Source organism: Achromobacter xylosoxidans (genome assembly GCF_002192695.1).
Classification (GTDB): Bacteria; Pseudomonadota; Gammaproteobacteria; order Burkholderiales; family Burkholderiaceae_B; genus Achromobacter; species Achromobacter xylosoxidans_C.
Map to the genome: position 1 here is coordinate 25,679 of NZ_MTLG01000082.1, position 24,427 is coordinate 50,105.

The window sequence follows — 24,427 nt, forward strand, 5'->3', positions numbered from 1 at the left end:
TTGCGCTCTATTGCTCCTGCGGCCTGGCCGGCCGCGGATCGGCTCATGGCCATGCGCTATGCCGTTATCATCGGTCCGCTCGGGTTTACCGTATAGTGAATTATTCGATGAAGGGGTTGAGAAAATGGTCAAGCCGCAGCCCATCGAGTCGCTGGCTTCGCGCCTGAAGCTGCGGCATCTGCAGATTGCGCTGGCGCTGCGCGATGCGCCGTCCGCCAAGGAGGTGGCCGCGGCCGCGAACGTGAGCGAGTCCGCGGTCTCCAAGACCCTGGCCGAGCTGGAATCGCAGCTGGGCTTCAAGTTGTTCGAGCGTATCGGCAATGCCAAGCGCCCGACGAAAATGGGCCGCCAGATCCTGCCCATGATGGAGGCCGTGGTGGCGCAATCGCGCGGGCTGGCCCAAGCCGTGACGGATGTGCGCAGCGGCCGCCTGGGCGAACTGCGCATCGGTGTGGCGACCGACATGGGCAAACTGACGCTTGCGCCCTTGATCCATGCCTTCAATCAGGCGCAGCCCGGCGTTGCGCTGGATGTGCAGGCCGGCGGATACCGCGCCATGGCGGACCTGTTGCTGGACGACAAGCTGGACGCGCTGGTGTGCTACGACGCGCCCGAGCTGATAGCGTCTGGCCTGGGGCGCTTGCGGCTGCTGCCGCCGCAGCCGCTAGTGGTCGTCGCCAACGCCCGGCTGTCGCCGCTGGCCGCGCGCCGCCGCCTTACGCTGTCGGAGTTGCACGCAGAGCCCTGGTGCAAGCCGCGTCCGGGCACGATGATGCACGACAAGCTGACCGCGCTGTTCATGGGATGCGACCTGGGACTGCCGCCGCGCGGCATCCAGGTGAGCGATCTGCTGCTGACCGATGAGTTCGTGCGCACCACGGATTACCTGGTCATGCTGCCGCTGGCGGCGGCCGAGCGCCTGACCGTCGCGGCAGAGGCGGTCATCTTGCCGGTCGAGCTGCGTGAGCAGAATCCACCGACGGTCGTCGTATGGCAACGCGCCGCCGAACGGCAGACGCCGCTGCGTCAATTCCTGCAGTTTTGCGAGACGCCGCAGGGCGGGGAGCCGGCTGGCTGAGGCATTCCGTGGTCAACACCGGGGCGGCTGGCGGCTCCCACAACCAGGCCCCGGGCGATCCCGGGGCTTTTTCATGCTGTTTCCATATTGACCGCCATCGAGCCCCTGCATTATTCTTGTTCAACTTAAAGGAACATAAGTTCCGTTTTTTGGAACAAATATGAGTATTCTCGATGGCGTCCAGCGTGTGCTGGGGCTATACGCGGAAGGCGCGTCGGATCTGAGCTTCACGGAAGTGGCGGCGCGCCTGTCCATGCCCAAGAGCAGCGCGTCGCGCCTGCTCAACCAGATGCAGCACTACGGCTTGCTCGACCAGGACGCCGCCACGCGCCGCTACCGCGCGGGGGCGATGCTGGCGCAGGCGGTGCGCGCCGGCATGGCGGCCACGCCGCTGGACGACGCCTGCCGCGCCGTGCTGGCCCGGCTGTCGGACGACAGCGGCCTGACCGCCTATCTTTCCACCCTGAACCAGCGCGAAACCGTGGTGCTGCAACGCCTGAACGGCTCGCACCCGGTGCAGGTGCTGTCGCCGCCCGGCTCGCGCCGCGCCGCCTCGGGCACCGCCATGGGCCGGGCGCTGCTGTCGCGCCTGGGCGAAGCCGAGTTCCAGGCGCTCTACGGCGCCGATCCCGACCAGCCGCTGCCCCGCGAAGGCCGCGACTGTCCCGCCACGGTCGGCGAACTGGCCCGCCTGGTGGCGCAGACCCGCGCCGACCATTGCGGCGTGGCCATCGACCAGGCCATGCCGGGCATAGGCGCGGTGGCCGCCGCCGTGCGCGATCCCGCCACTGGCGAACTGCGCGGCCTGTGCCTGTCCTTTGTTGCGTTCCAGGCCGATGCCGACCGCGTCGCGCGCTTGCGCGAGTCGGTGTTGCAGCAGGTGGGCGCGCTGGGCCGCGAACTGAACGATCCCTATTGGCTGGCCTGAACAGGTTCAGGCCCACAGATGCGTCCGCGCCGCCGGACATCCAGAAAATCCCCTGACGGAAATCCTCTCCATGAACCTACTGCTACTCAGCAACTCCAGCAGCGACGCCGGCTATCTGGTCCACGCGCTGCCCGACATCCGCGAACTGATCGCATCGCTGCCGCCAGGCGCGCCGGCCGTTTTCGTGCCCTATGCGGGCGTCACGCGCGATTGGGACGACTACACCGCGCTGGTGGCGTCGGCGCTGGCGGATACCGGCCTGGACATCCAGGGCTTGCACCGCGCCGAGGATCCCGCGGCCGCGCTGGAAGGCGCCGCGATCATCATCGTGGGCGGCGGCAATACCTTCAACCTGCTGGGCCAACTGCGCCGCCTGGGCCTGCTCGAGGTCGTGGCGCGCCGTGTGCGCGAGGGCGCGGCCTACCTGGGCTGGAGCGCCGGCTCCAACCTGAGCTGCCCCAGCATCTGCACCACCAACGACATGCCCATCACCGACCCGCAGGGTTTCGACGCGCTGGGCCTGCTGTCGTTCCAGATCAACCCGCACTACACCAACGCGCATCCGCCCGGACACCGCGGCGAAACGCGTGCCCAGCGCCTGGCTGAATTCTGCACGCTGAATCCGCGGATGCCCGTGCTGGGCCTGCCGGAAGGCTCCGCGCTGCGCGTGCGCGGCAACCGGATCGAGCTGGTCGGCGCGCATGACGCGCCGCTGTTCCGCGGCAGCGAAGAGCCGCGCCTGTTCCGTCCAGGCCCCGTGGAGATCCCGGCATGAAGCACGTCATCGACACCATCGAACTGCTGTCCTCCGCCCACATCACGGGCGAGGCGGTGGCCGAGCAGCTGCGCGCGGCCGGCAACTGCGAAGTCGAAGTGACTCGGCTGGAGCGCGACGGCGCCGCCACCGAGTTCCTCTCCATCGTGATTCCCGGGCTCGATGAAACCGCGCCGCAACTCGGCATCGTCGGCCGCCTGGGCGGCATCGGCGCGCGCCCCGCGGTCACTGGCTTGGTGTCCGACAGCGACGGCGCGGTGGTCGCCATCGCCGCGGCCTTCAAGCTGATGGCCATGGCCCGCCAGGGCGATGTCATGCCCGGCACGGTGCGCATCCGCACCCACATCTGCCCGCGCGCCGGCACGCGGCCGCACCATCCGGTGCCGATGATGCGTTCGCCGTTCCCCATGCGCGAGATGATGTCGCATGAAGTCGACCCGCGCATGGACGCGATCCTGTCCGTCGACACCACGCGCGGCAACGGCCTGGTCAACCAGCGCGGCGTGGCGCTGACGCCGGTCGCGCGCCAGGGCTATCTGCTGCGCATCCCGGAAATCATGCTGGACGTCATGGGCTGGGTCAGCGGCGAATTGCCGTTGACGCTGCCGCTGACCACGCAGGACATCACGCCCTATGAAAACGGCTTGTGGCACGTGAATTCACTGATGCAGCCCACGATCGTCACCGGCGCGCCGGTGGTGGGCGTGGCGCTGACCGCGCAGACCACCGTGCCGGGTTGCGCCACGGGCGTGACCAATGCCGTGGATGCCGACGTCGCCATGCGCTTCTGCATCGAGATCGCCAAGCTCTATGGGCAAGGCGCGATGAGCTTCGTGGACGACGCCGAATGGGCCGCGCTGCAAAGCCGCTACGGCTCGATGGCGCATCTGCAGACCGTGGGCCGCGAAGACGGGAGCGCGGCATGAGCGCGCAACCGCGCCGCGTGGCGTTCTTCACCATTGGCCAGTCGCCGCGCAGCGACGTGGTGCCCGAGATGGCGCCGCTCTTGGGCGCGCAGGTGCGCATCGACGAATTCGGCGCGCTCGATGGCCTGGATGCCGCCGGCTTGGCCGCGCTGGCGCCCAAGCCGGGCGAATACCGCTTTGCCACGCGCATGCGCGACGGCTCGCAGATCGAGCTGGACGCGGCCGCGGCCGAGGCCCGCCTGGCCGAGGTCATGCGCCAGGCAGACGCCGCAGGCTACGACGTGCTGGTGCCGCTGTGCACCGGCACCGCGATCGCGCCGATGCGCACGCTGGTGGTGGAGCCGCAGCAGGTGGTGGACCACCTGGTCGCCGGCCTGGCCGAGCATTGCCGCAAGGTGGGCCTGGTGGTGCCGCTGGAGGCGCAGGTCGACGCCTTCCACATGGTCGTGCCGCTGTCCTGCGAGACCGTGGTCGTGCACGCCTCGCCCTACGAAGCCGACGCGGCGCAGGCCGCGCTCAACTTCGAGCGGGCGGGCCGCGAACTCGCGTCCTGCGACCTGATCGTCATGCATTGCATGGGCTACGCCGAGCGCATGCGCCAGGCCGTGGCGCAGGCCTCGGGCCGGCCGGTGCTGCTGTCCAACCGCATGGTGGCGCAGACGCTGTCGCAAGTACTGGAATAACGCCGCCGAACCCGTCCCGCAACCTTGCCGCGCACACCGATGCGCGGCGCGGCGGGGACAGGCGAGCGGCGAGAGGAGACGAAGCGGGCTTCGTCAATCAATCGTTGGGAGTGTTTTTCATGTTCAGCCGTAATCTGCATCGCGCCGCTGGCGCACTGTTCGCCGTCACCACCCTGACGGCCGCGCCGGCCTTCGCCGCCGACGCCTGGAAACCCGCCAAGCCGGTGCGCCTCTTGGTGGGCTTCGCGCCCGGCGGTTCCGCCGACACCCTGGCGCGCCTCCTGGCCGAGCCGCTGTCGCAGCGCCTGGGCCAACCCGTCGTGGTCGAAAACCTGGCTGGCGCCGGCGGCAACATCATGGCCTACCGCCTGGCCCAGTCGCCGGCCGACGGCTACACCATCGGCATCGCCGCCGCCGGTTCCATGGCCATCACCCATGTCCTGAACCCCAAGGGCACCAACTACAAGCCGGCGGATTTCACGCCCATCACGCTGGCCGCAGTGCAGCCCAACGTGGTCATCGTCAACAAGGACGTGCCGGCCAACAACCTGGCCGAACTCAAGGAATACTTCCAGAAGACGCCGACCGCCACCTACGGCACCGCCGGCGTGGGCATTTCCAACCACCTGATCGCCGAGACCATGCTCTACAAGCTGGGCGTGAAGGTGCCGCATGCCGCCTACCGCGGCGCCGCGCCGGTCATCACCGATCTGCTGGGCGGCCACATCGCCATGACGATGGACAACATCTCCACCGCCGCGCCGCTGGCCTCGCAAGGCAAGGTCAAGGCCATCGCCGTGGCGTCGATCAAGCGCGCTCCGCAACTGCCCAACGTGCCGACGCTGGACGAGCAGGGCCTGAAGGGCTTCGACATGCCGACGTGGCAAGGCGTGTTCGCGCCCGCCGGCCTGCCCGCCGACGTGCTGGCCGCCTACTACGCTGCCATGCAGGACGTGCTGAAGCAGCCGGCGCTGGTCGAGAAGATGGCCGGCCTGGGTTCCGAGCCGGTCACCGGCATGACGCCCGAGCAATTCAGCCAGTTCCTGGAGAAGGACCGCCAGCAATGGGCCGACATCGTCAAGGCGGCCAACATCAGCCTGGAGCAGTAAGCCGGGTTGCCCCAAAGACCCTCCGGTAGCACGGAGGGTTTTTTTATGCCCCAGGCTGCCAAGCTTGACTCTGAAGTTACTTCAGGCTTTTTCATGAGGCCTGGCAATACGCCGGAACGGCGATTCGGAGTCTGAAATGGGCATACTGAAGCATCTGCTGGGCGGACAGGGCAGCCGCCACGGCTACGGCGGCCGTCATGGCCACGATGGCCATCGGGGAGGCTCCCACGGCAATCCGCCGCAAAGCGCTGCCTCGCATGCAGCGGGCGTGGCCTGCAATAATTGCGGCGCGGCGCAGCCTGCGGGCAGCCGGTACTGTTCGCAGTGCGGCGCCTCGCTCGCGGCGGCTGCATGTCCCCAGTGCCGTACCGCGCTTGCCCCAGGAGCGAGTTTCTGCGGACAGTGCGGCACAGCGGTCGCGCGCACGGTTCAGCCTTGATTTCCTTCCACGACCAGGACAGCCATGAGCGACAACCATCAGCACGGTGACGTGCGCGCCTTGCCCGAATCCCGCCTCTGGATCGCCTTCGCCCTGACCGGCACGTTCATGCTGGTGGAGGTCGCCGGCGGGATGATCACGGGCAGCCTGGCATTGATCTCCGACGCCATGCACATGCTGACCGACGCCATGGCCCTGCTGCTGGCGCTGGTGGCGATACGCGCCGGCCGCAAGGCGGCGGACCTGATGCGCACCTACGGCTACGCCCGCTTCGAGATCCTGGCGGCGGCGGTCAATGCGCTGGTGCTGCTGGGCGTCGCGTTCTACATCCTGTACGAGGCCTACCAGCGCCTGTCGGCGCCGCAGGAGATCCAGTCGCTGGGGATGCTGGCTGTCGCCGTGGTCGGGCTGGTCGTCAACCTGATCTCGATGCGTCTCTTGGCAGGCGCCAAGGACGAAAGCCTGAACGTGAAGGGCGCCTACCTGGAGGTATGGGCCGACATGCTGGGCTCGATCGGCGTGATCGTCGGCGCCGCGCTCATCTGGTTCACGGGCTGGCGCTGGGTGGATTCCGCGCTGGCGGTGGGCATAGGCTTCATGGTGTTCCCGCGCACCTGGGTGCTGCTGCGCGAATGCGTGAACATCCTGCTCGAAGGCGTGCCGCCGGGCATGAGCCTGCAGGCGGTGCGCGCCGCCATCGCCGGCACGGCAGGGGTGGCCTCCATCCACGACATCCATCTGTGGGCGGTGACGCAGAGCAATCCGATGCTCACGGGCCATGTGGTGCTGGTGCCCGGGGCGGACGGCGAACAGGTGCGCTGCGCCATCGAAGCCCGCTTGCAGGAGGATTTCGACCTGCACCATACGACGCTGCAGATGGAGCGCGAGGATCGTTCGGCCGATGAGCACATCCACTGAGCGCGTGTGGGTTCGCGGCAAGCTCGCGAGCAATGAAAAACCCCTGTCCGGAAACAGGGGTTCATCAGCAGCCAGGCCAGGCCCTTGGGCCTGGCTGTTTTAATTGGGCAGCCGGGCCGCGATTTCGGCGATCAGGCGCCGCGCCGCGTCCAGCTTGTCGGCGGCGGGCAGGGGATGGGTGCCTTGCTCATCGAACAGCACCAGTTCGGTGGTGTCCGCGTCCATGACCTTGTGCGCCAGGTTGCCCACCAGCAGCGGGATGCCCTTGCGCGTGCGCTTGGCTTCGGCGTGCTCGGCCAGCTTCTCGGTTTCGGCGGCGAAGCCCACGCACCAGGGGCCGTCGGGCAGCTTGGCCACTTCGGCCAGGATGTCCGGATTGGGTTCGAATTCCATCACCGGCGCGCCGCCGCCTTCGCTGGTCTTCTTCAGCTTCTGGTTGCTGACGTTCTTCACGCGCCAGTCCGCCACAGCGGCCACGGCGATGAAGATGTCCGCGTCGGCCGCGCTGGCCATCACGGCGTCGTGCATCTGGCGCGCGGTGGTGACCGACAGCGCGGTGACGCCGCGCGGGACTTGCAGGAAGGTGGCGCCGGTGATCAGCGTGACGCGGGCGCCGGCCTCGCGCGCGGCGCGCGCCAGCGCGTAGCCTGTCTTGCCCGACGAACGGTTGCTCAGCACCCGCACCGGATCCACGGGTTCCGACGTGGGGCCGGCGGTCAGCAGCACGTGGCGGCCGGCCAGCAGCTTGGGCTGGAAGAAGGCGATCAGGTCGGTCAGCAGTTCATGCGCTTCCAGCATGCGGCCGTCGCCGGTTTCGCCGCAGGCCTGTTCGCCGGCGGCGGGGCCCAGCACGCTGATGCCGTCGGCGCGTAGCTGTTCGACGTTGCGCTGCGTGGCCGGGTTGGCCCACATCTCGCGGTTCATGGCGGGGGCGACCAGCAGGGGACAGGCGCGCGCCAGGCACAGCGTGGACAGCAGGTCGTCGGCCATGCCGTGCGCCAGCTTGGCCATGAAATCGGCGCTGGCGGGCGCGATCAGCACCGCGTCCGCGCCGCGCGTCAGGTCGATGTGCGCCATGTTGTTGGGCACGCGGGCGTCCCACGCGTCCACGAACACCGGCCGGCCGGACAGGGCCTGCATGGTGACCGGGGTGATGAAGTGCGTGGCCGCCTCGGTCATCACCACGTCGACGGTGGCGCCTTGTTCGGTCATGCGCCGCACCAGCTCGGCGATTTTGTAGCAGGCGATGCCACCGGTCAGGCCGAGGACGATGCGTTTGCGGGCGAGGTCGAGCATGAGGGAGGCGGCGGGTTCAGCGCCGTGTAAACGAGGAACGGACAGTGATTTTATTCTGCATTGCGGCATTGCGCCTTTCGCGATGCGTTCAGGGGGCATCAAGCAGGACAAAAACCGGGGAGAAAGGTGGGGGAGGCCGGGGCATCGCGCCCCGGCCAGGCCGTTTTCAGGCTTGGGTCTTGGCCTTGCGGCCGCGCAGGAGTTCGTCCAGCACCAGCAGTATGGCGCCGCAGCTGATGCCCACGTCCGCCAGGTTGAAGGCGGGGAAGTAGGAGTCGTTCCAATAGAACAGCAAGAAGTCCACCACGTGGCCATAGACCACGCGGTCGATGACGTTGCCGATGGCGCCGCCCAGGATCAGGGTCAGCGCCAGGCTGAAGCGCGGCTGGCCATGGGTGCGGCGCAGGATGATGGTGATGACCACCGCCGCCACGCAGCCCAGGCCGGTGAACAGCCAGCGCTGCCAGCCTTCCTCGGACGCCAGGAAACTGAACGCGGCGCCCCGGTTGTACATCAGCGTGAAGTCGAACACCGGCAGCACGTTGACACGCTCGCCGTACTGGAACGAGGTATTGAAGTAGATCTTGGTCAGCTGGTCCAGCACGATGATGAGCAATGCCAGGGCCAGCCAGCCGCCCACGCGCGCCGGGGCGGCGCGGGCGGGGGCGGCTGCCCCCGTCACTCCCGGTTCGGAAGCGCGAGCCATGCTCAAGCCTTGTCGCGGGCTTCGCCCGAGCCGAACAGGTTGGACACGCAGCGGCCGCAGATCTCGGGGTGGTCGGCGTCCTGGCCCACGTCCAGGCGCCAGTGCCAGCAGCGCTCGCACTTCTTGTGCGTGGACGGCGTGACCTCGATACGAGTCTCGCCTTCGCCCGCATGCACCGTGGCGCGCGAGACGATCAGCACGAAGCGCAGGTCGTCGCCCAGGCTGGCCAGCAGTTCCTGGTCGGCGCCGTTGGCGTACAGATCGACTTCGGCCTGCAGCGAGGACCCGATGTCGCCGGCCGTGCGCACTTCTTCCAGCTTGCGCTGGACTTCGGCGCGGATGGCGCGCAGGCGCCCCCACTTGGCCGACAAGGCGTCGGCATCGGCGAACGGCGGCAGGGCGTGGTAGACCTCAGTGAAGATCGTGGTGCGGGCGGCGTCGGCCTGGTTCTTCAGGGCCGAGCCGACCAGTTCCTTCCAGGCTTCCTCGGCCGTGAAGGACAGGATCGGCGCCATCAGCTTGAGCAGCGTCTGCGTGATGTCCAGCAGGGCCGTCTGGGCCGAACGGCGCGCGCGACTGTCCACGGCCGAGGTGTACAGGCGGTCCTTCAGGATGTCCAGGTAGAACGCGCCCAGGTCTTCCGAGCAGAACGTCTGCAGGCGCGAGACGGCCGGGTGGAAGTCATAGCGTTCGTAGTTGGCCTGGACTTCCGACTGCATCTGCGCCGTCATGGCCAGCGCGTAGCGGTCGATCTCGAAGAGTTCGCCGTAGGGCACGGCCTGCGTCACGGCGTCGAAGTCGGCCAGGTTGGCCAGCAGGAAGCGCAGCGTGTTGCGGATGCGGCGGTAGCCTTCGACCACGCGCTTCAGGATCTCGTCCGAGATGGACAGTTCGCCCGAGTAGTCGGTGGAGGCCACCCACAGACGCAGGATTTCCGCGCCCAGGGAATCGGACACCTTTTGCGGGGCGATCACGTTGCCCACCGACTTGCTCATCTTGCGGCCCTGGCCGTCCACCACGAAGCCGTGCGTGAGCAGGGCCTTGTAGGGCGGTTGGCCGTAAAGCATGCAGCCGGTCAAGAGCGACGAATGGAACCAGCCGCGGTGCTGGTCCGAGCCTTCGAGGTACAGGTCGGCGGGCCAGGCGAGCTCAGCGCCATGCGAACCGGCGAAGTCGCCGTCCTTGCCGCCCAGCACCGTGGCATGGGTGCTGCCCGAGTCGAACCACACGTCCAGCGTGTCGCGGTTTTTTTCGTACTGGTCGGCTTCGTCGCCCAGGAGCTCGCGCGGATCCAGGGTCTGCCAGGCTTCGATGCCGCCTTGCTCGACGCGCTGCGCCACCTGTTCCAGCAGTTCGGAGGTACGCGGATGCAGCGCGCCGGTTTCCTTGTGCACGAAGAAGGCCATCGGCGTGCCCCACTGCCGCTGGCGCGACAGGGTCCAGTCGGGGCGGTTGGCGATCATGGCGTGCAGGCGGGCGCGGCCCCAGGCCGGGTAGAAGGCGGTGGCGTCGATGCCGGCCAGGGCGGATTCGCGCAGGGTCGGGCCGCCATCCTTGGGGGCCACATCCATGCCGGCGAACCACTGGCTGGTGGCGCGGTAGATGATGGGGGTCTTGTGGCGCCAGCAGTGCATGTAGCTGTGCTTGTGCTTTTCCACGTGCATCAGGGCGCCGGCTTCCTGCAGCGCCTCGACGATCTTGGGGTTGGCGTCCCAGATGGACAGGCCGCCGAACAGCGCCAGGCTGTCCACGTACTTGCCGTCGCCCATGACCGGGCTGATGAAGTCGGTGTCCTTCATGCCGTGCTCCTTGCACGAGATGAAGTCCTCGATGCCGTAGGCCGGCGCCGAGTGCACCACGCCAGTGCCGGAGTCGGCCGTCACGTAGTCGCCCAGGTAGGCGGGCGACTTGCGGTCGTAGGCGGCGTTGAACTGCGCCAGCGGATGGCGGAACTCGATGCCAGACAGCGCCTCGCCCGGGGCGGTGGCGATGATTTCGCCTTCCAGGTTCCAGGCCTTCAGGCAGGCTTCGACGCGCTCCTTGGCGATCAGCAGGAGCGGACCGAACTTGGGAACCGGCGACACGCGCACCAGCGCGTATTCGATTTCCGGATGCAGGTTCAGCGCCTGGTTGGACGGGATGGTCCAGGGCGTGGTGGTCCAGATGACGATGGCGCCGTCGTCCACCGAGTCCAGGCCGAAGGCGCTGGCCAGCTTGGCGTGTTCGGCGAACGGGAAGGCCACGTCCACTGCAGGGTCGACGCGATCGGCGTACTCGACCTCGGCTTCGGCCAGGGCCGAGCCGCAGTCGAAACACCAGTTCACGGGCTTCAGGCCGCGGAACACATAGCCCTTGTCCAGGATGCGGCCCAGCGCGCGGATTTCGTCGGCTTCATTGCTGAAGTTCATCGTCATGTAGGGACGATCCCACTCGCCCAGCACGCCCAGGCGCTTGAAGTCCTTGCGCTGGCGGTCGATCTGCTCGAGCGCGTAGGCGCGGGCCTTGGACTGCACTTCGGCCACGGGCAGGTGCTTGCCGTACTTCTTTTCGATCTGGATTTCGATCGGCATGCCGTGACAGTCCCAGCCCGGCACGTAATGCGCGTCATAGCCGGCCATGTTGCGGCTCTTGACGATGATGTCCTTCAGGATCTTGTTGACCGCGTGGCCGATGTGGATGTCGCCGTTGGCATAGGGCGGGCCGTCGTGCAGCACGAAGCGCGGCCGGCCGCGGCTGGCGGCGCGGATCGCCTGGTAGACGTGGTTTTCCTCCCACTGCGAAATCCAGGCGGGCTCGCGCTTGGCGAGGTCGCCCCGCATGGGGAAGGAGGTATCGGGCAGGTTGAGGGTCTTTTTATAGTCCATGAACGGCAAAATAGGCGCGCGCGTTTCGCGCGTCTTCGGCGATGGCGGCAGTCAGGGAAGGGAGGTCAGGAAATTTTTCTTCGTCCCGCAGCTTTTGCAGGAATTCGACGCGTACGAGTTTACCGTAAGCGTCGACGGTCTCGTCGAGCAGGTGCGACTCCAGCAGCACGCGGCCGCGGTCTTCGACGGTGGGACGCACGCCCAGGCTGGCGACCGCCGGCAGAGGCCGGTCGGCCAGGCCGTAGACCTGCACCACGTATATGCCCGAGCGCGCGGCGCAGCGCTCCGCCACCCTCAGGTTCATGGTGGGAAAGCCCAGCGTGCGGCCCAGCTTCTGGCCGTGGATCACGTGGCCGCTGATGTGGTACGGATGGCCCAGCAGGTGGCGGGCGCGCTCCAGGTCGCCGACCGCCAGCGCGGTGCGCACCTCGGAACTGGATATCCGGTGGCCTTGCTGGTCGGTCACGTCCGCCAGCGTCTGCACCTCGAAGCCATGACGCAGGCCGGCCTCGCGCAGCAGGTCGATGTCGCCGCTGCGCTTGTGGCCGAAGCGGAAATCCTCGCCCACCAGCAGCCATTTGGCGTGCAGGCCCTGGACCAGCAGTTGTTCGATGAAGGCGTTGGCCGACATTTCGGCCAGGCGGGCGTTGAAGCGCTCCACCACGACCTGGCTGATGCCGTAGCGCGCCAGCGCCGCCAGCTTGTCGCGCAAACCCGAAATGCGGGTGGGCGCCAATTCCGGGCGTTGGTTGAGGGTGGCGAAATACTCCCGCGGATGCGGCTCGAAGGTCATCACGGCGGGCGTCAGGTTGCGGTCGCGCGCGACCTGGCAGACGCGCGCCAGCATGGCCTGGTGTCCGCGGTGGACGCCGTCGAAATTGCCGATCGTCAGCGCGCAAGGGGCGCGCCGGTCGGGCGGGGGCAGGGATCGGTAGATGCGCAGCGATGGTTTCACGAGCGAGAGTTTACAATTTTGGATTCCGGGTTTGTTCCTGTCCTTACCTGCCGCGCGTCCAGGCTGTCGCCGCGCGCGGAAATCCGGAGGACGGATGGGCCCGATTTCCCTTGGAATTCCTTATCTTGCCGGAAATATCTACCACCAAGCGCCGCATCGTCATCCTGATCTCGGGACGCGGCAGCAATATGCAGGCATTGGCCGAGGCCTGCCGCAATGAGGGCTGGCCGGCCGAAGTCGCCGCCGTCATCGCCAGCAAGCCCGACGCCGCAGGCCTGGAGTGGGCGGCCCAGCAGGGCATCCCCACCGGCGCGCTGTACCACAAGGACTACGCCAGCCGCGAAGCCTTCGACGCCGCGCTGGCCGCCGAAATCGACCGCTACGAGCCCGATTACGTCATCCTGGCGGGCTTCATGCGCGTGCTGACGCCGGGCTTCGTCAATCACTATGCCGGCCGGCTGGTGAACATCCATCCCTCGCTGCTGCCCGCTTTTCCGGGGCTGCACACGCACGCCCAGGCCCTGGCGACGGGGGTGCGCGTGCATGGCTGCACCGTGCACTTCGTTACGCCGGTGCTGGACCACGGCCCCATCATCGCCCAGGGCTGCGTGCCGGTCCTGGCGGGCGACACGCCTGAATCGCTGGCCGAGCGCGTGCTGGCGGTGGAACACCGCGCCTTTCCGGCCGCGGTGCGCTGGCTGGCCGAAGGCCGGGTTACCCTGACCAGCGACCACCGGGTGAACGTGCAGGACGATCCCGAACGCCTTTTCGCCTGGTCGCCGGCCGCTTGAGCGGCCCCGAATCGCATTTTTCGGGTGGAAATCCTCCGCCCCACTGGAATACACCATGACTAAACCCCAATCTCCGCGTTCCCGTCCGGCAGGCGCCGCCAGGGCCGCCTCCGAAGGCCGCGACGGTCGGTCCTTTTTTTCGCGTCCCAAGGGTGATGCGCGCGCGCCAGCCGCACGCGACAGCGTCCGTGACGAACGCTCCGGCGGCAGCCGCGACGAGCGTCCCAGCGGCCGTCCGACGCCGCGCCCGTCCTATGACGCTCCGCGCGGCGAAGGCCGCGGCGGCGAGCGCGCTTCCTACGGTTCGGAGCGCCGCGAAGGCCGTCCGGGCCCGCGCCCATCCTATGACGCTCCGCGTGGCGAAGGCCGTGGCGGCGAGCGCGCGTCCTACGGATCGGAACGCCGCGAAGGCCGTCCTGGCCCGCGTCCGTCCTACGATGCTCCGCGCGGCGAAGGTCGTGGCGGCGAGCGCGCTTCCTATGGTTCGGAGCGCCGCGAAGGCCGCCCGGGCCAGCGTCCGTCGTACGACGCCCCGCGCGGCGAAGGCCGTGGCGGCGAACGCGCTTCTTATGGTTCCGAGCGCCGTGAAGGCCGCCCGGGTCCGCGTCCGTCGTACGACGCCCCGCGCGGCGAAGGCCGTGGCGGCGAGCGCGCTTCCTATGGTTCGGAGCGCCGGGAAGGCCGCCCGGGTCCGCGTCCGTCCTACGACGCCCCGCGCGGCGAAGGCCGTGGCGGCGAGCGCGCTTCCTATGGTTCGGAGCGCCGTGAAGGCCGCCCGGGTCCGCGTCCGTCCTACGACGCCCCGCGTGGCGAAGGCCGTGGCGGCGAGCGTGCCTCCTATGGGTCGGAACGCCGCGAAGGCCGCCCGGACTCGCGTCCGTCCTATGACGCTCCGCACGGCGAGGGCCGTGGCGGCGAACGCGCCTCCTATGGTTCGGAGCGTCGCGAAGGCCGCTCGGACTCGCGTCCGTCCTACGGCGCGCCGCGAGGCGATGAGCGCGGCGGCGAGCGCGGCGGCGAGCGCGGCGGCGAGCGCGGCGGCGAGCGTGGCCAGTATGGTGGCCCGCGCGGCGGCGGCAGCGACGGCGGCCAGGACCGCCCGTCCAAGCCCCAATTCAACCGCCCGCGCCAGTCGCATGCGGCCATCCGCATCGACCAGGTCCAGCGCGTCCTGGGCGAAATCCTGCAGTGGACGTACCCGGCCGACGCGGCCTTGTCGCACTGGCTGCGCAACCACCCCAATCTCGGTGCGCGCGACCGCTCCGAGGTCGCCGAAGCCGTCTACGACGTGCTGCGCCATCTACGCCGCTACCGCCAGTTCGGCGAAAGCGGCGTCGGTCCCGCTTCGCGCCGCCTGGCCATCCTGGGCCTGGCCGCGACGCTGGGCGCCGAGGCGCTGACCGAAGGCATGGACGCCGCCGAAGCCGAATGGCTGCAGCGCGTGTCGCAGATCGACCTGGCGACCCTGCCGCGCGCGGTGCGCGGCAGCATCCCGGACTGGCTGGACGAGCGCCTGGGCGCCATGGACAGCCCCGAAACCCTGATCGAGGCGCTCAACCGCCAGGCCAGCCTGGACCTGCGCGTCAATCCGCTGAAGGTCGAGCGTGACGCCATGCTGGCTGAATTGCAGCAGGGCGCCGGCCGCTACGAGCCCGTCGCCATGCCATATTCGCCCTGGGGCATCCGCATGGAAGGCCGCCCGGCCATCAACCGCTGGCCGCAGTTCGAGAACGGCAGCATCGAAGTCCAGGACGAAGGCAGCCAGCTGCTGGCCCTGCTGGTGGCGCCGCGCCGCGGCGAAATGATCATCGATTTCTGCGCCGGCGCGGGCGGCAAGACGCTGCTGCTGGGCGCGCTGATGCGCTCCACCGGCCGCCTGTACGCATTCGACGTGTCCGCGGCCCGCCTGCAGCGCGCCAAGCCGCGCTTTGCGCGCAGCGGCCTGTCCAACGTGGTGCCGGTGGTCATCGACAGCGAAAACGACGCCCGCGTGAAGCGCCTGGCAGGCAAGGCCCAGCGCGTGCTGGTCGACGCGCCTTGCAGCGGCATCGGCACTCTGCGCCGCAATCCGGACCTGAAATGGCGCCAGCACCCCGAGGCGCTGGCCGAACTGGGGCAGTTGCAGGAACGCATCCTGAACAGCGCGGCGCGTTGCGTCGCGCCGGGCGGGCGTCTGGTCTACGCCACCTGCAGCCTGCTGGCCGAGGAAAACGAGGTGCAGGCCGAACGCTTCCTCGCCAGCCACCCCGATTTCGAGCGCCTGGACGCGGCCGAAATCCTGGCGGCGCGTCTGGAAAACCTGAAACTGGACGGCCCCTACGTGCAGTTGCGTCCCGACGTGCACGGCACCGACGGCTTTTTCGCGGCCGTGTTCGAACGCAGGAAGAAGGGCGCGGCAGCCGCGGCCGGCGAGGCCGAGACCGCGGATGCCGACGATGCTGCGGTAGACGACGTTGCGGCAGACGAACCCGCCCAGGACGTCGCGGCCGGTCCGCAGGACCAGCCGGCCTGATCGGAAACGCCGGGTCAGGGACCCGGCGTCACCACCACCGTGGCGCTGTAGCGCCGCGTGCCCAGCGTCTTGTTCTGGTACTTCACTTCCCAGGCCAGGCTGTCATTGCCTGGCTGGTCCGCCTGGTAGACCACCTGGGATACCGGCACGGCCTGGTAGGCGCAGCGTCCGGAATCGCTGGACTGGCCCCGCGTCTGCATGATGTTGGCCTTGCCCAACTGCGGCGGCATGGTGAGCGAGACCCGTGGCGCGCGCAGCGCCAGGCAGTCCGCGCCGCGGATCTCGTAGTACGAGGCCAGCACGGCGACGTCGCCGGATTTCAGCGTCTGCGCGGAAACGGCGGCGGGCAGGGCGGTTCCCAGCGCGGCCAGGGCGTAAAACAAATGGGGACGGATTTTTTTCAGCAACATCAGTGGGACAAAAGAGACAGTTTGGTCGGTAAGGCACCCGCAGTGTGCGCCAGCCGCAAGTCCGCTTCAAGACCGGACGCCAAGCTGACAGGAACTTTAACGGCGAAATCCGGCCCAAACCTTGCGCCTTCGCGTATGCCCCCCACCTACCCTGGGGAGGACGGCCCTAGCGCCGCGTGCCGCAAGGCTCGGCCTCGCAACCTTCGTTTTCGGTGGCGAGAGTGGGTTTTTGTCCTGAAAAACCGGGGCTTAGTCCTTGATTTCGCTCAAAAACTATTTTGAAACTACCTTGTCATAAGTCAGCCAAGGTAAGCTAAACTCCAGGCACTTCTCTAGCGAGGCTCCTAACAGCTTTATGGATTACATCCTTTCCTTCATTGCCGGCGGTCTGACCCAAGCCACTTGGTGGCAGGTCGTCGTGTTCACCCTGGTTGTGACGCACATCACGATTGTGTCGGTCACGGTCTTTCTCCATCGCAGCCAAGCGCACCGTGGTCTGGATCTGCATCCGGCCGTCATGCACTTTTTCCGTTTCTGGCTCTGGATGACGACCGGCATGGTCACCAAGGAATGGGTGGCCATACACCGCAAGCACCACGCCAAGTGCGAAAAGGAAGGTGATCCCCATTCGCCCATCCTGTTCGGCATCTGGAAGGTGCTGTTCCGCGGCGCGGAACTGTACCGCGAAGAATCGAACAACAAGGAAACCATGGCCAAGTTCGGCCACGGCACGCCTGACGACTGGCTCGAGCGCAACGTCTACAGCAAGCACAGCCTGTGGGGCGTGCTGACCATGCTGGCCATCGACGTCGCCCTGTTCGGCGCCATGGGCGTCACGGTGTGGGCGGTGCAGATGGCCTGGATTCCCTTCTGGGCCGCCGGCGTCGTCAACGGCATCGGCCACTACTGGGGCTACCGCAACTACAACAGCCCGGACACCAGCACCAACGTGTTCCCCTGGGGTATCGTGATCGGCGGCGAAGAGCTGCACAACAATCACCACGCCCACGGCACGTCGGCCAAGTTCTCGGCCAAGTGGTACGAATTCGACATCGGCTGGTGCTACATCAACATCCTGAAGTTCTTCGGCCTGGCCAAGATCAAGAAGGTTGCGCCCAAGCTCAAGCTGGACGACAGCAAGACCGGCATCGACCTGCGCACGCTGCAAGGCGTGATCACGCACCGCTACGAAGTCATGGCCCGCTATGCGGACGTGATCAAGAGCGCTGCCCGCGAAGAAATGGCCAAGCTGAAAGAGTCGCGCAACAAGGGCAACGCCGAATGCGACTGGACCAAGCTGCACAGCGTGCGCCGCGCGATCCACCGCAACGAGGACATCCTCCAACCGGAACAGCTCGCCGCCGTGGATCAGGCCATCGCCCAGAACAAGTCGCTGGCCACGCTGGTGCAGATGCGCCGCGAACTCGGCCGCATCTGGGAAAGCTCCAGCGCCAGCAGCGAACAGCTTCTTCATGACCTGCAGGCCTGGTGCCAGCGCGCCCAGCAAAGCGGCATCGCCGGGCTCGAGCAATTCGCTCAACGTCTGCGCCGCTACGCGGCATGATGCTAGAGAAGCTCAATCCTGAACAACGCGCCGCAGTAACGTTAGAACCGCAGCACGCCCTGGTCCTGGCCGGGGCGGGCAGCGGCAAGACCCGGGTGCTCACCACCCGCATGGCCTGGCTGATTCAAACCGGCCAGGCCTCGCCTTTTGGGCTGCTGGCGGTCACGTTCACCAACAAGGCGGCGCGTGAAATGCTTGCGCGCATGTCGGCCATCCTGCCGATCGACACGCGCGGCCTGTGGATCGGCACCTTCCACGGCCTGTGCAACCGCATGCTGCGCGCGCATCACCGCGATGCCGGCCTGCCGCAAAGCTTCCAGATCCTGGACGTCACCGACCAGCTCGCGGCGATCAAGCGCCTGATGAAGGCCAATGGCGTCGACGACGAAAAGTATCCTCCGCGCGATGTGCAGCGCTTCATCAACGGCGCCAAGGAAGAGGGCCTGCGTCCCGCCGACGTGGAAGCCTACGACGCCCACCGCCGCCGCCTGATCGAGATCTACCAGCTCTACGAGGCCCAGTGCCTGCGCGAGGGCGTGGTGGACTTTGCCGAGCTGCTGCTGCGCGCCTACGAACTGCTGTCGCGCAACGCGCCCGTGCGCGAGCACTATCAGCGCCGTTTCCGCCACATCCTCGTCGACGAGTTCCAAGACACCAACACGCTGCAGTACAAGTGGCTGCGCCTTCTGGCCGGCGGCGGCGCCGCCATCTTCGCGGTGGGCGACGACGACCAGTCGATCTATGCGTTCCGTGGCGCCAACGTCGGCAACATGGCCGACTTCGAGCGCGACTACGCGCGCGGCACCGTGATCCGCCTGGAGCAGAACTACCGTTCCTTTGGCCACATCCTGGATTCGGCCAACGCGCTGATCGGCCACAATACGGGCCGGCTGGGCAAGAATCTCTGGACCGAGCAGGGCGACGGCGAACCGGTGCGCGTCATTGAGCAGCCTTCCGACGGCATGGAAGCGCAGTGGATCGTGGACGAGATCCGCTCCCTGATCCGCGAAGGCAGCCTGCGCCGCGAGATCGCCGTGCTCTACCGCAGCAACGCGCAATCGCGCGTGCTGGAACACGCTATCTTTTCCGCCGGCATTCCCTACAAGGTGTATGGCGGCCTGCGCTTTTTCGAGCGCCAGGAAATCAAGCACGCGCTGGCCTACCTGCGCCTGATGGCCAACCCGCACGACGATACCTCGTGGATGCGGGTGGTCAACTTCCCCACGCGCGGCATCGGCGCGCGCACGCTGGAGCAATTGGGCGACGCCGCGCGCGCGCACGACACCAGCCTGTATGCGGCCGTGGCCCTGGTGCCCGGCAAGGGCGGTTCCAACCTGGCGCAGTTCGCCCAGCTGATCCACCGCTTGATCGAAGAGACGCGCGACCTGTCGCTGCCGGAAATGGTCGAGCACATGCTCGAAGCCAGCGGCCTGAACGCGCACTACAAGGCCGAACGCGAAGGTGCAGAACGCCTGGAAAACCTGAGCGAACTGGTCACCGCCGCGGCGGTGTTCGCGTCCGAGGAAAACTACGACGGCATGCCGGCCGGCGTGGTGCCCGAGCAGGACACGGCCTCCACGCTCAACGCGGGCGTGGTGGACGCGCCGGTGGTGGCGTCCGACGGCCTGACCCCGCTGGCGGCGTTCCTGTCGCATGCGGCGCTGGAAGCCGGCGACAACCAGGCCCAGCAGGGCCAGGACGCCGTCCAGCTCATGACCGTGCATGCGGCCAAGGGCCTGGAGTTCGACGCGGTGTTCATCACCGGCCTGGAAGAGGGGCTGTTCCCGCATGAGAACAGCGTCCTGGAAGCGTCCGGGCTGGAAGAGGAACGCCGCCTTATGTACGTGGCCATCACGCGCGCGCGCCAGCGCCTGTACATCAGCCTGGCGCAAAGCCGGATGCTGCACGGCCAGACGCGCTACGCGATGCGTTCGCGCTTCCTGGACGAAATCCCCGAGCAGCACCTGAAGTGGCTGTCGCCCAAGGCCGGCCTGGCGCCGGTCGGCAGTACCGGGGCGGGCTGGGGCGGCGGCAATCGCGGCGATGCGTTCGGACGCAAGGCAACCAATACCATTGCGCCGCGTCAACCTCGGGGCGTCGCCACGGGTGTCACGGTGGGCGACAAGCAGTATCGTGTGGGTCAGGGCGTGCATCACGCGCGGTTCGGCGATGGCACGATCGTAAGCCTGAGCGGAGCAGGGCAGGATGCCCAGGCTGAAATCCAGTTCCGCGACGTGGGTGCCAAGACCTTGGCGCTGGGCATCGCCAAACTCGACATTGTTCAGGGTTGACACACATGGCCGACAACGATTCTCCCAAAGCCGAGTTGGCGTCGCTGCGCGCCGAGGTCGATGAAATCGACCAGCAGATCATGCTGCTGCTGGGCGTGCGGTTCCGTTGCACGGACATGATCGGCGAGCTCAAGCGCGACCTGGGCATGGACCTGGTCGATCCCCGGCGCGAGGAACAGCAAGTCGAGCGTATCCGTCGCCTGGCGCAAGAGGCGGGCGTGCCGCCCGCGCTTGCCGAAACGATCCTGCGTGAAGTGATCGACACCGTGGTCGACCACCACACCCGCCTGCGCGAGCGTCCGTATTCGTAATTGCGGGCCGGCGGCGCCTCGATGCCTGTGTCTGCAGGCACCCGGGCGCCGGCCATCCTCTTCCTCTACAAAACCCGCATGAACGCCAGCAAGGCGTCGATTTCATCCGCGTTCAGTTCCAGCGGCCGGATGTGCTCGGACTTGCGCGGCGCGTATGGGTCGGGCGGATCGACGGGCGCCGGGTCGCGGCCCATGCCGGCGTTGTACATCCGCAGCAGGCCTTTCAGGTCGGCGAACAGGCCGTTGTGCATCCATGGGCCGGCCCGCGACACATTGCGCAGGCTGGGCGTGCGGAACTTGCCCAGGTCGGCGGGATCGCGGGTCGTTTCGTAGCGCCCCAGGTCCTGGTTGCGGCGGCCATAGAAGGACAGGCCGATGTTGTGGAACTGGTGGTCGGTCAGCATTGCGCCGCTGTGGCAGTTCATGCAGCGCGCCTGGGTACGGAACAGATGCATGCCGATCAGCTCGTTGTCGTCCAGCGCATCCGATTGTCCATCCAGGAACCTGTCGAAGCGCGTGGGTTCGGGCCGCAGCGTGGCAACATAGGCGGCCAGCGCGCGCGCCAGGCGGTCGGCGTCCACCGGCGGCTGCGCTGCCGGGGTTGCGCCGAACGCCTGCAGGAACTGCGCCGGGTAGGGATCAGCCGCCAGCAGGCGCGCCACGGCGCCGTCGGCGTCATGGTTCATTTCGCGGGGATCGTGGATCGGTCCCAGCACCTGTTCCTTGAGGCTGGCGGCGCGTCCATCCCAGAACAGCCGGGGCGCGAATGGCGCCGCATACAGCGGCGTGGAACGCCGCCTGCCCATCAGCTTGTCCTCGCCCACGGCCAGCGCGAGGCCGTCGGTGAAGGCGCGCTGCGGCAGATGACAGGAGGCACAGGACACCTGCCCCTTGCGCGATAGCCGGGTATCGAAGAACAGCGTCTGCCCCAGCGTCACCACCGCCGGGCGCGCGATGTCCGCGGCCAGTTCCTTTTGGCCGGCATTGGCGGCGGTCCAGGACAGGGGCGGGCTGGAAGCGGGCGGCACCGGGCCCCATTCGCGCCAGGCCACGCCGGGGTCGATCGTGGGGGCCGGCCAGGTCGAGGGCGGCCCCGAGTAGTGCGGCCGCAGGCAAGCGGCGTTCCAGCCCGTCGCGGTGCGGCAGGCGGTCTGGCCGGCGGAGGCGTCTGCGCGCGACGCGGACGCCGCCAGCGCCAGCGCCGCGCCCAGGATCAGAAGCGGTAGCCGACTTGCAGCCATAGCTCCCGTCCCGTCTGATAAGTACTGCGATTGGTCTTGACGTTCGGATTGCTGGCCGTCACGGCAGGCCTGCGGTCCAGCACGTTCAGGACTTCGACCGTGAATTCCAGGCTGCGCGCAAACGTGGGATTCCAGGAAAGCTTGGTGTCCCAGGTCCAGTAGGATGGGATCTCGCCGGATTCGAAGCGCTCCAGATACTCGGGCCGCGGGCCCACTCCCACATAGACGGTGGCGTCGCGCTTGCTGCGCCAGTTCACCATGTTGCTCCAGGTCAGGCCCGCGCGCGGCCACGCGCCCGTCAGGCTGAGCGTGGCGATCTGCGGCTGGTAGAAGGAGCTTGGGGGCAGATCGATGGCGCGCAGGCGCGAGCCGTTGTAAATCACGTAGTCGCCGCGGTCGCGCGCGTCGCCGCTGTAGCCTTCGACCAGATCCGCGTTGGTCTTGCGCTTCTGCCAGCTCCAGCTTGCCTGCATGTTCCAGCGCGTTTCGCCCAGGCGCCAGGGCTCCAGCGTGCGCAGCGACAGGCTGACGCCGTCGGTGGTGGACAGGCCTTCGTTGCTGTAGCGGTAGCCGTCCTTGTCGTTGCCGGTCATGCTCCACTGGTCGCGGCCGTTGCGGCGTACATAGCTCAGCACGCCTTCCATGCCCGCCATGCGCTGGCGCAGCGAGACCGCCCATTCATCGTCATAGGGCATGCGCAGGCCCTTGTACTGGACGTAATACTCCTTGCTGCCGTCCGCCACGGGGAGGCCGTCCTTGTCCAGCACCTGGCGGCGAAGGCGGCTACGTTCTTCCTTGAGCGCCGTCTCCAGCACGCCGGCCCCGTAGTACCGCGACCAGCCGGCGCTGAGCAGGGTATCGCCCGAACCGAACATGTCCCAATCCAGCCGCGTGCGCGGCGACAGGTTGCTGTTGCCGAGGAAAGTCTCGCGGTCGTAGCGCAGGCCGGCGTCCACCGCCAGCCGTTGCCATTCGATGCGGTCCGACAGATAAAGGCTGGCCATGTTGTAGTTCACGTCCACGGTGCCGGGCAGGTAGCGGACCTTGCTGAAATCCCGATAGCTGCCGTCGCGGTTGTAGGCGCGCTGGTAGGAGTGGCTTTCCTGGAAACGCTCGAAGTTGGCCTGCACCTGGTTCAGTTCCGCGCCTGCATATGGACTGTGCGTGAACACGCCCGTGCGCACCGGATCCAGGTCGACCCGGCCCTTCAGCGTCCAGGTGTCCTGGCGCGTCTGCTCCTTGCCGAAGCCGCCCGCGGTGTACAGCGGCAGCCGGTAGGGGCGGAATGTCACCAGCTCGTCGCCGACGGATTCGCGGTTGCTCAGCGACCGGTCCCAGCCGGCCTGCAGCGCCAGCCGGCCGCCCTGGAAGTAGTGGTCTACGTTGACGCCTATGCCGCGCGCCTCATGGTTGTTGTCCCAGCGCGTGTGCCGGAACAGGTCGCTGGCCAGGGTTTCGCTGCGGTCGCTGTATTTCAGCGTCAGGTCGGCCGTGGTATCGGCGCTGGCGCGCACGCTGAACTTGCCCAGGAAGTTGTCGATCCGGTCGCTGTAGGCGGCTTGGCCCGGCGCCGGCTGCCCCTTGTCATCCACGCCCATGTTCCAGCGGGTGATGTCCGATTCGCGGCGCGACATGGCCAGCACGGCGCCTGATTTTTCATTGAAGGCGAGGTCGCCCACGGCGGAGTAGAAGCGCTTTTTCCATTCCGGCGAATAGCCTGGCTTGCCCTGCGCCCAACTGTTTTGTTCGCCCTCGGCCACCTCCTGCCGCGTCATTTTGGAAGTGTTCCAGCGGTAGTCCAGATTCAAGCGGTTTTCGCCGGAAAAGCGGCGCAACCTGGCGTCCACCACCCCGCCCGTGAAGCGGCCATACTCCACCGGCACGAAGCTGTCGTGCACGCGCACTTCCTCCAGCAGGCTCGTGTCCACGAAGTACGACTGCGGGTTGCTGGGCACGTTGCCGACCTGCAGGTTCAGGTTCTTGCTGGCCGGGTCCACGCGGTTGGTCGCGTCCATGCCGTCGAGCTGGAACAAGTTCTGGTAGGGGCTGGAGCCGTGGAAGGAAATGTCCTCCACATTGAGCGAGCCGCGGTTCTGCGAGCCGGCCGCGCCCGGGTTGGTGCGCACCGCCGGATGCGTCGCCACCAGCGTGCTCAGGTCGCGGTTGGAGCTGGGTGTTTCGGCGATGTCCTCGCGGGTATAGATGCGCTCGCCCACCTGTTCGCCGTAGACCCGCACGGCATCCAGGCGCAGGGCGGAAAACTGGTTGGCCTTGTCCACGTAGACGATGTAGCGCCCGGGGCCGTCCGCGCGCAGCGCCAGGCCGGACCCCGCCAACAGGTGGTTCAGCGCGAGCAGCGGCGAATACTCGCCTTGCAGCGGGGGCGAGGTCTTGCCCGCCACGGCCGCCGGCGGAAACGAGATCTCCAGGCCGGCTTGCCGGCCGAGCGCGAGCAAGGCTTCGCCCAGGGGTTGCGCCGGCAGGTTGTAGGCAGCGCGTGCGGCGGGTTGGGAGGCGGCCGGAGCCGCCGCGATCAACGCGGCGATGACGAGCGCCGCCGAAGTGCCAGACCGGCGGGCGCGCCGGTTGAAGTGGGGAAACAGCATGAAAGCGTCCAAGCGGGTGTTGAT

General features: G+C 67.7%; 20 protein-coding genes. 13 read left to right on the top strand and 7 right to left on the bottom strand.

Features of this window, described 5'->3' with window-relative positions; genetic code table 11:
- The first annotated feature begins 124 nt into the window (after positions 1–124).
- The 8 genes from BRO63_RS18265 to BRO63_RS18300 all read left to right on the top strand — a co-directional run bounded on the left by BRO63_RS18265 (position 125) and on the right by BRO63_RS18300 (position 6,856).
- Complete coding sequence (locus BRO63_RS18265; RefSeq protein ID WP_088141140.1) at positions 125–1,078, top strand: LysR family transcriptional regulator; 954 nt, start codon at positions 125–127, stop codon at positions 1,076–1,078.
- Positions 1,079–1,238: 160 nt separating this feature from the next.
- Positions 1,239–2,006: an IclR family transcriptional regulator gene (locus BRO63_RS18270; RefSeq protein WP_088141141.1), complete on the top strand. Its 768-nt coding sequence runs from the start codon at positions 1,239–1,241 to the stop codon at positions 2,004–2,006.
- 70 nt (positions 2,007–2,076) lie between these two features.
- Positions 2,077–2,781, top strand: a complete 705-nt coding sequence (pepE, locus tag BRO63_RS18275; protein WP_088141142.1) for a dipeptidase PepE — start codon at positions 2,077–2,079, stop codon at positions 2,779–2,781.
- A complete protein-coding gene (locus BRO63_RS18280; protein WP_088141143.1) occupies positions 2,778–3,707 on the top strand; it encodes a DUF1177 domain-containing protein in 930 nt (309 codons plus the stop codon). Before pepE ends, BRO63_RS18280 begins: the two co-directional genes overlap by 4 nt.
- Positions 3,704–4,390: an AroM family protein gene (locus tag BRO63_RS18285; RefSeq protein ID WP_088141144.1), complete on the top strand. Its 687-nt coding sequence runs from the start codon at positions 3,704–3,706 to the stop codon at positions 4,388–4,390. The genes BRO63_RS18280 and BRO63_RS18285 overlap by 4 nt, the downstream gene beginning before the upstream one ends.
- Positions 4,391–4,509: 119 nt before the next feature.
- Complete coding sequence (locus BRO63_RS18290) at positions 4,510–5,499, top strand: Bug family tripartite tricarboxylate transporter substrate binding protein (protein WP_088141331.1); 990 nt, start codon at positions 4,510–4,512, stop codon at positions 5,497–5,499.
- A gap of 136 nt (positions 5,500–5,635) precedes the next feature.
- Entirely contained in the window at positions 5,636–5,938 is a 303-nt protein-coding gene (locus BRO63_RS18295; RefSeq protein WP_088141145.1) for a zinc-ribbon domain-containing protein, read from the top strand.
- 24 nt (positions 5,939–5,962) lie between these two features.
- Positions 5,963–6,856, top strand: a complete 894-nt coding sequence (locus tag BRO63_RS18300; protein ID WP_088141146.1) for a cation diffusion facilitator family transporter — start codon at positions 5,963–5,965, stop codon at positions 6,854–6,856.
- Between the two features lie 99 nt (positions 6,857–6,955).
- Here the strand turns inward: BRO63_RS18300 and coaBC are convergent, their stop codons facing one another.
- The 4 genes from coaBC to BRO63_RS18320 form a co-directional block, all read right to left on the bottom strand.
- Positions 6,956–8,152, bottom strand: coding sequence for a bifunctional phosphopantothenoylcysteine decarboxylase/phosphopantothenate--cysteine ligase CoaBC (coaBC, locus tag BRO63_RS18305; protein ID WP_088141147.1), 1,197 nt, complete (start codon positions 8,150–8,152; stop codon positions 6,956–6,958).
- Positions 8,153–8,318: 166 nt separating this feature from the next.
- Entirely contained in the window at positions 8,319–8,858 is a 540-nt protein-coding gene (lspA, locus tag BRO63_RS18310) for a signal peptidase II (protein ID WP_088141148.1), read from the bottom strand.
- Between the two features lie 2 nt (positions 8,859–8,860).
- Positions 8,861–11,722, bottom strand: a complete 2,862-nt coding sequence (ileS, locus tag BRO63_RS18315) for an isoleucine--tRNA ligase (RefSeq protein WP_088141149.1) — start codon at positions 11,720–11,722, stop codon at positions 8,861–8,863.
- Positions 11,712–12,677, bottom strand: a complete 966-nt coding sequence (locus BRO63_RS18320) for a bifunctional riboflavin kinase/FAD synthetase (protein WP_054456020.1) — start codon at positions 12,675–12,677, stop codon at positions 11,712–11,714. The genes ileS and BRO63_RS18320 overlap by 11 nt, the downstream gene beginning before the upstream one ends.
- Positions 12,678–12,811: 134 nt before the next feature.
- Between BRO63_RS18320 and purN the strand changes: the two genes are divergently transcribed.
- Both purN and BRO63_RS34665 read left to right on the top strand, forming a co-directional pair.
- Positions 12,812–13,468 carry a phosphoribosylglycinamide formyltransferase gene (purN, locus tag BRO63_RS18325; RefSeq protein ID WP_088141332.1) on the top strand — a complete coding sequence of 219 codons (657 nt, stop codon included), beginning with the start codon at positions 12,812–12,814 and terminating at the stop codon, positions 13,466–13,468.
- A 1,150-nt stretch (positions 13,469–14,618) separates the two neighbouring features.
- Positions 14,619–15,980, top strand: coding sequence for an RsmB/NOP family class I SAM-dependent RNA methyltransferase (locus tag BRO63_RS34665; protein WP_088141333.1), 1,362 nt, complete (start codon positions 14,619–14,621; stop codon positions 15,978–15,980).
- Positions 15,981–15,994: 14 nt separating this feature from the next.
- Here BRO63_RS34665 and BRO63_RS18335 read toward each other — a convergent pair whose 3' ends face one another.
- Entirely contained in the window at positions 15,995–16,390 is a 396-nt protein-coding gene (locus BRO63_RS18335; protein WP_088141150.1) for a hypothetical protein, read from the bottom strand.
- A gap of 355 nt (positions 16,391–16,745) precedes the next feature.
- Between BRO63_RS18335 and BRO63_RS18340 the strand changes: the two genes are divergently transcribed.
- From BRO63_RS18340 to BRO63_RS18350, 3 genes are read left to right on the top strand one after another with little or no spacing between them, the layout of a single operon-like run.
- Complete coding sequence (locus BRO63_RS18340) at positions 16,746–17,954, top strand: DesA family fatty acid desaturase (protein ID WP_088141151.1); 1,209 nt, start codon at positions 16,746–16,748, stop codon at positions 17,952–17,954.
- Positions 17,951–20,245, top strand: coding sequence for a UvrD-helicase domain-containing protein (locus BRO63_RS18345; protein ID WP_088141152.1), 2,295 nt, complete (start codon positions 17,951–17,953; stop codon positions 20,243–20,245). The genes BRO63_RS18340 and BRO63_RS18345 overlap by 4 nt, the downstream gene beginning before the upstream one ends.
- Positions 20,246–20,250: 5 nt before the next feature.
- The gene (locus BRO63_RS18350; protein ID WP_088141153.1) at positions 20,251–20,556 is read left to right on the top strand and encodes a chorismate mutase; all 306 of its coding nucleotides are present in this window, start codon (positions 20,251–20,253) and stop codon (positions 20,554–20,556) included.
- 65 nt (positions 20,557–20,621) lie between these two features.
- On the opposite strand, the gene BRO63_RS18355 is transcribed toward BRO63_RS18350, so the two are convergent.
- Together BRO63_RS18355 and BRO63_RS18360 are read right to left on the bottom strand one after the other, a co-directional pair.
- Entirely contained in the window at positions 20,622–21,797 is a 1,176-nt protein-coding gene (locus BRO63_RS18355; RefSeq protein ID WP_088141154.1) for a cytochrome-c peroxidase, read from the bottom strand.
- Positions 21,770–24,403: a TonB-dependent receptor gene (locus tag BRO63_RS18360; protein WP_088141334.1), complete on the bottom strand. Its 2,634-nt coding sequence runs from the start codon at positions 24,401–24,403 to the stop codon at positions 21,770–21,772. The genes BRO63_RS18355 and BRO63_RS18360 overlap by 28 nt, the downstream gene beginning before the upstream one ends.
- Positions 24,404–24,427: the final 24 nt, after the last annotated feature.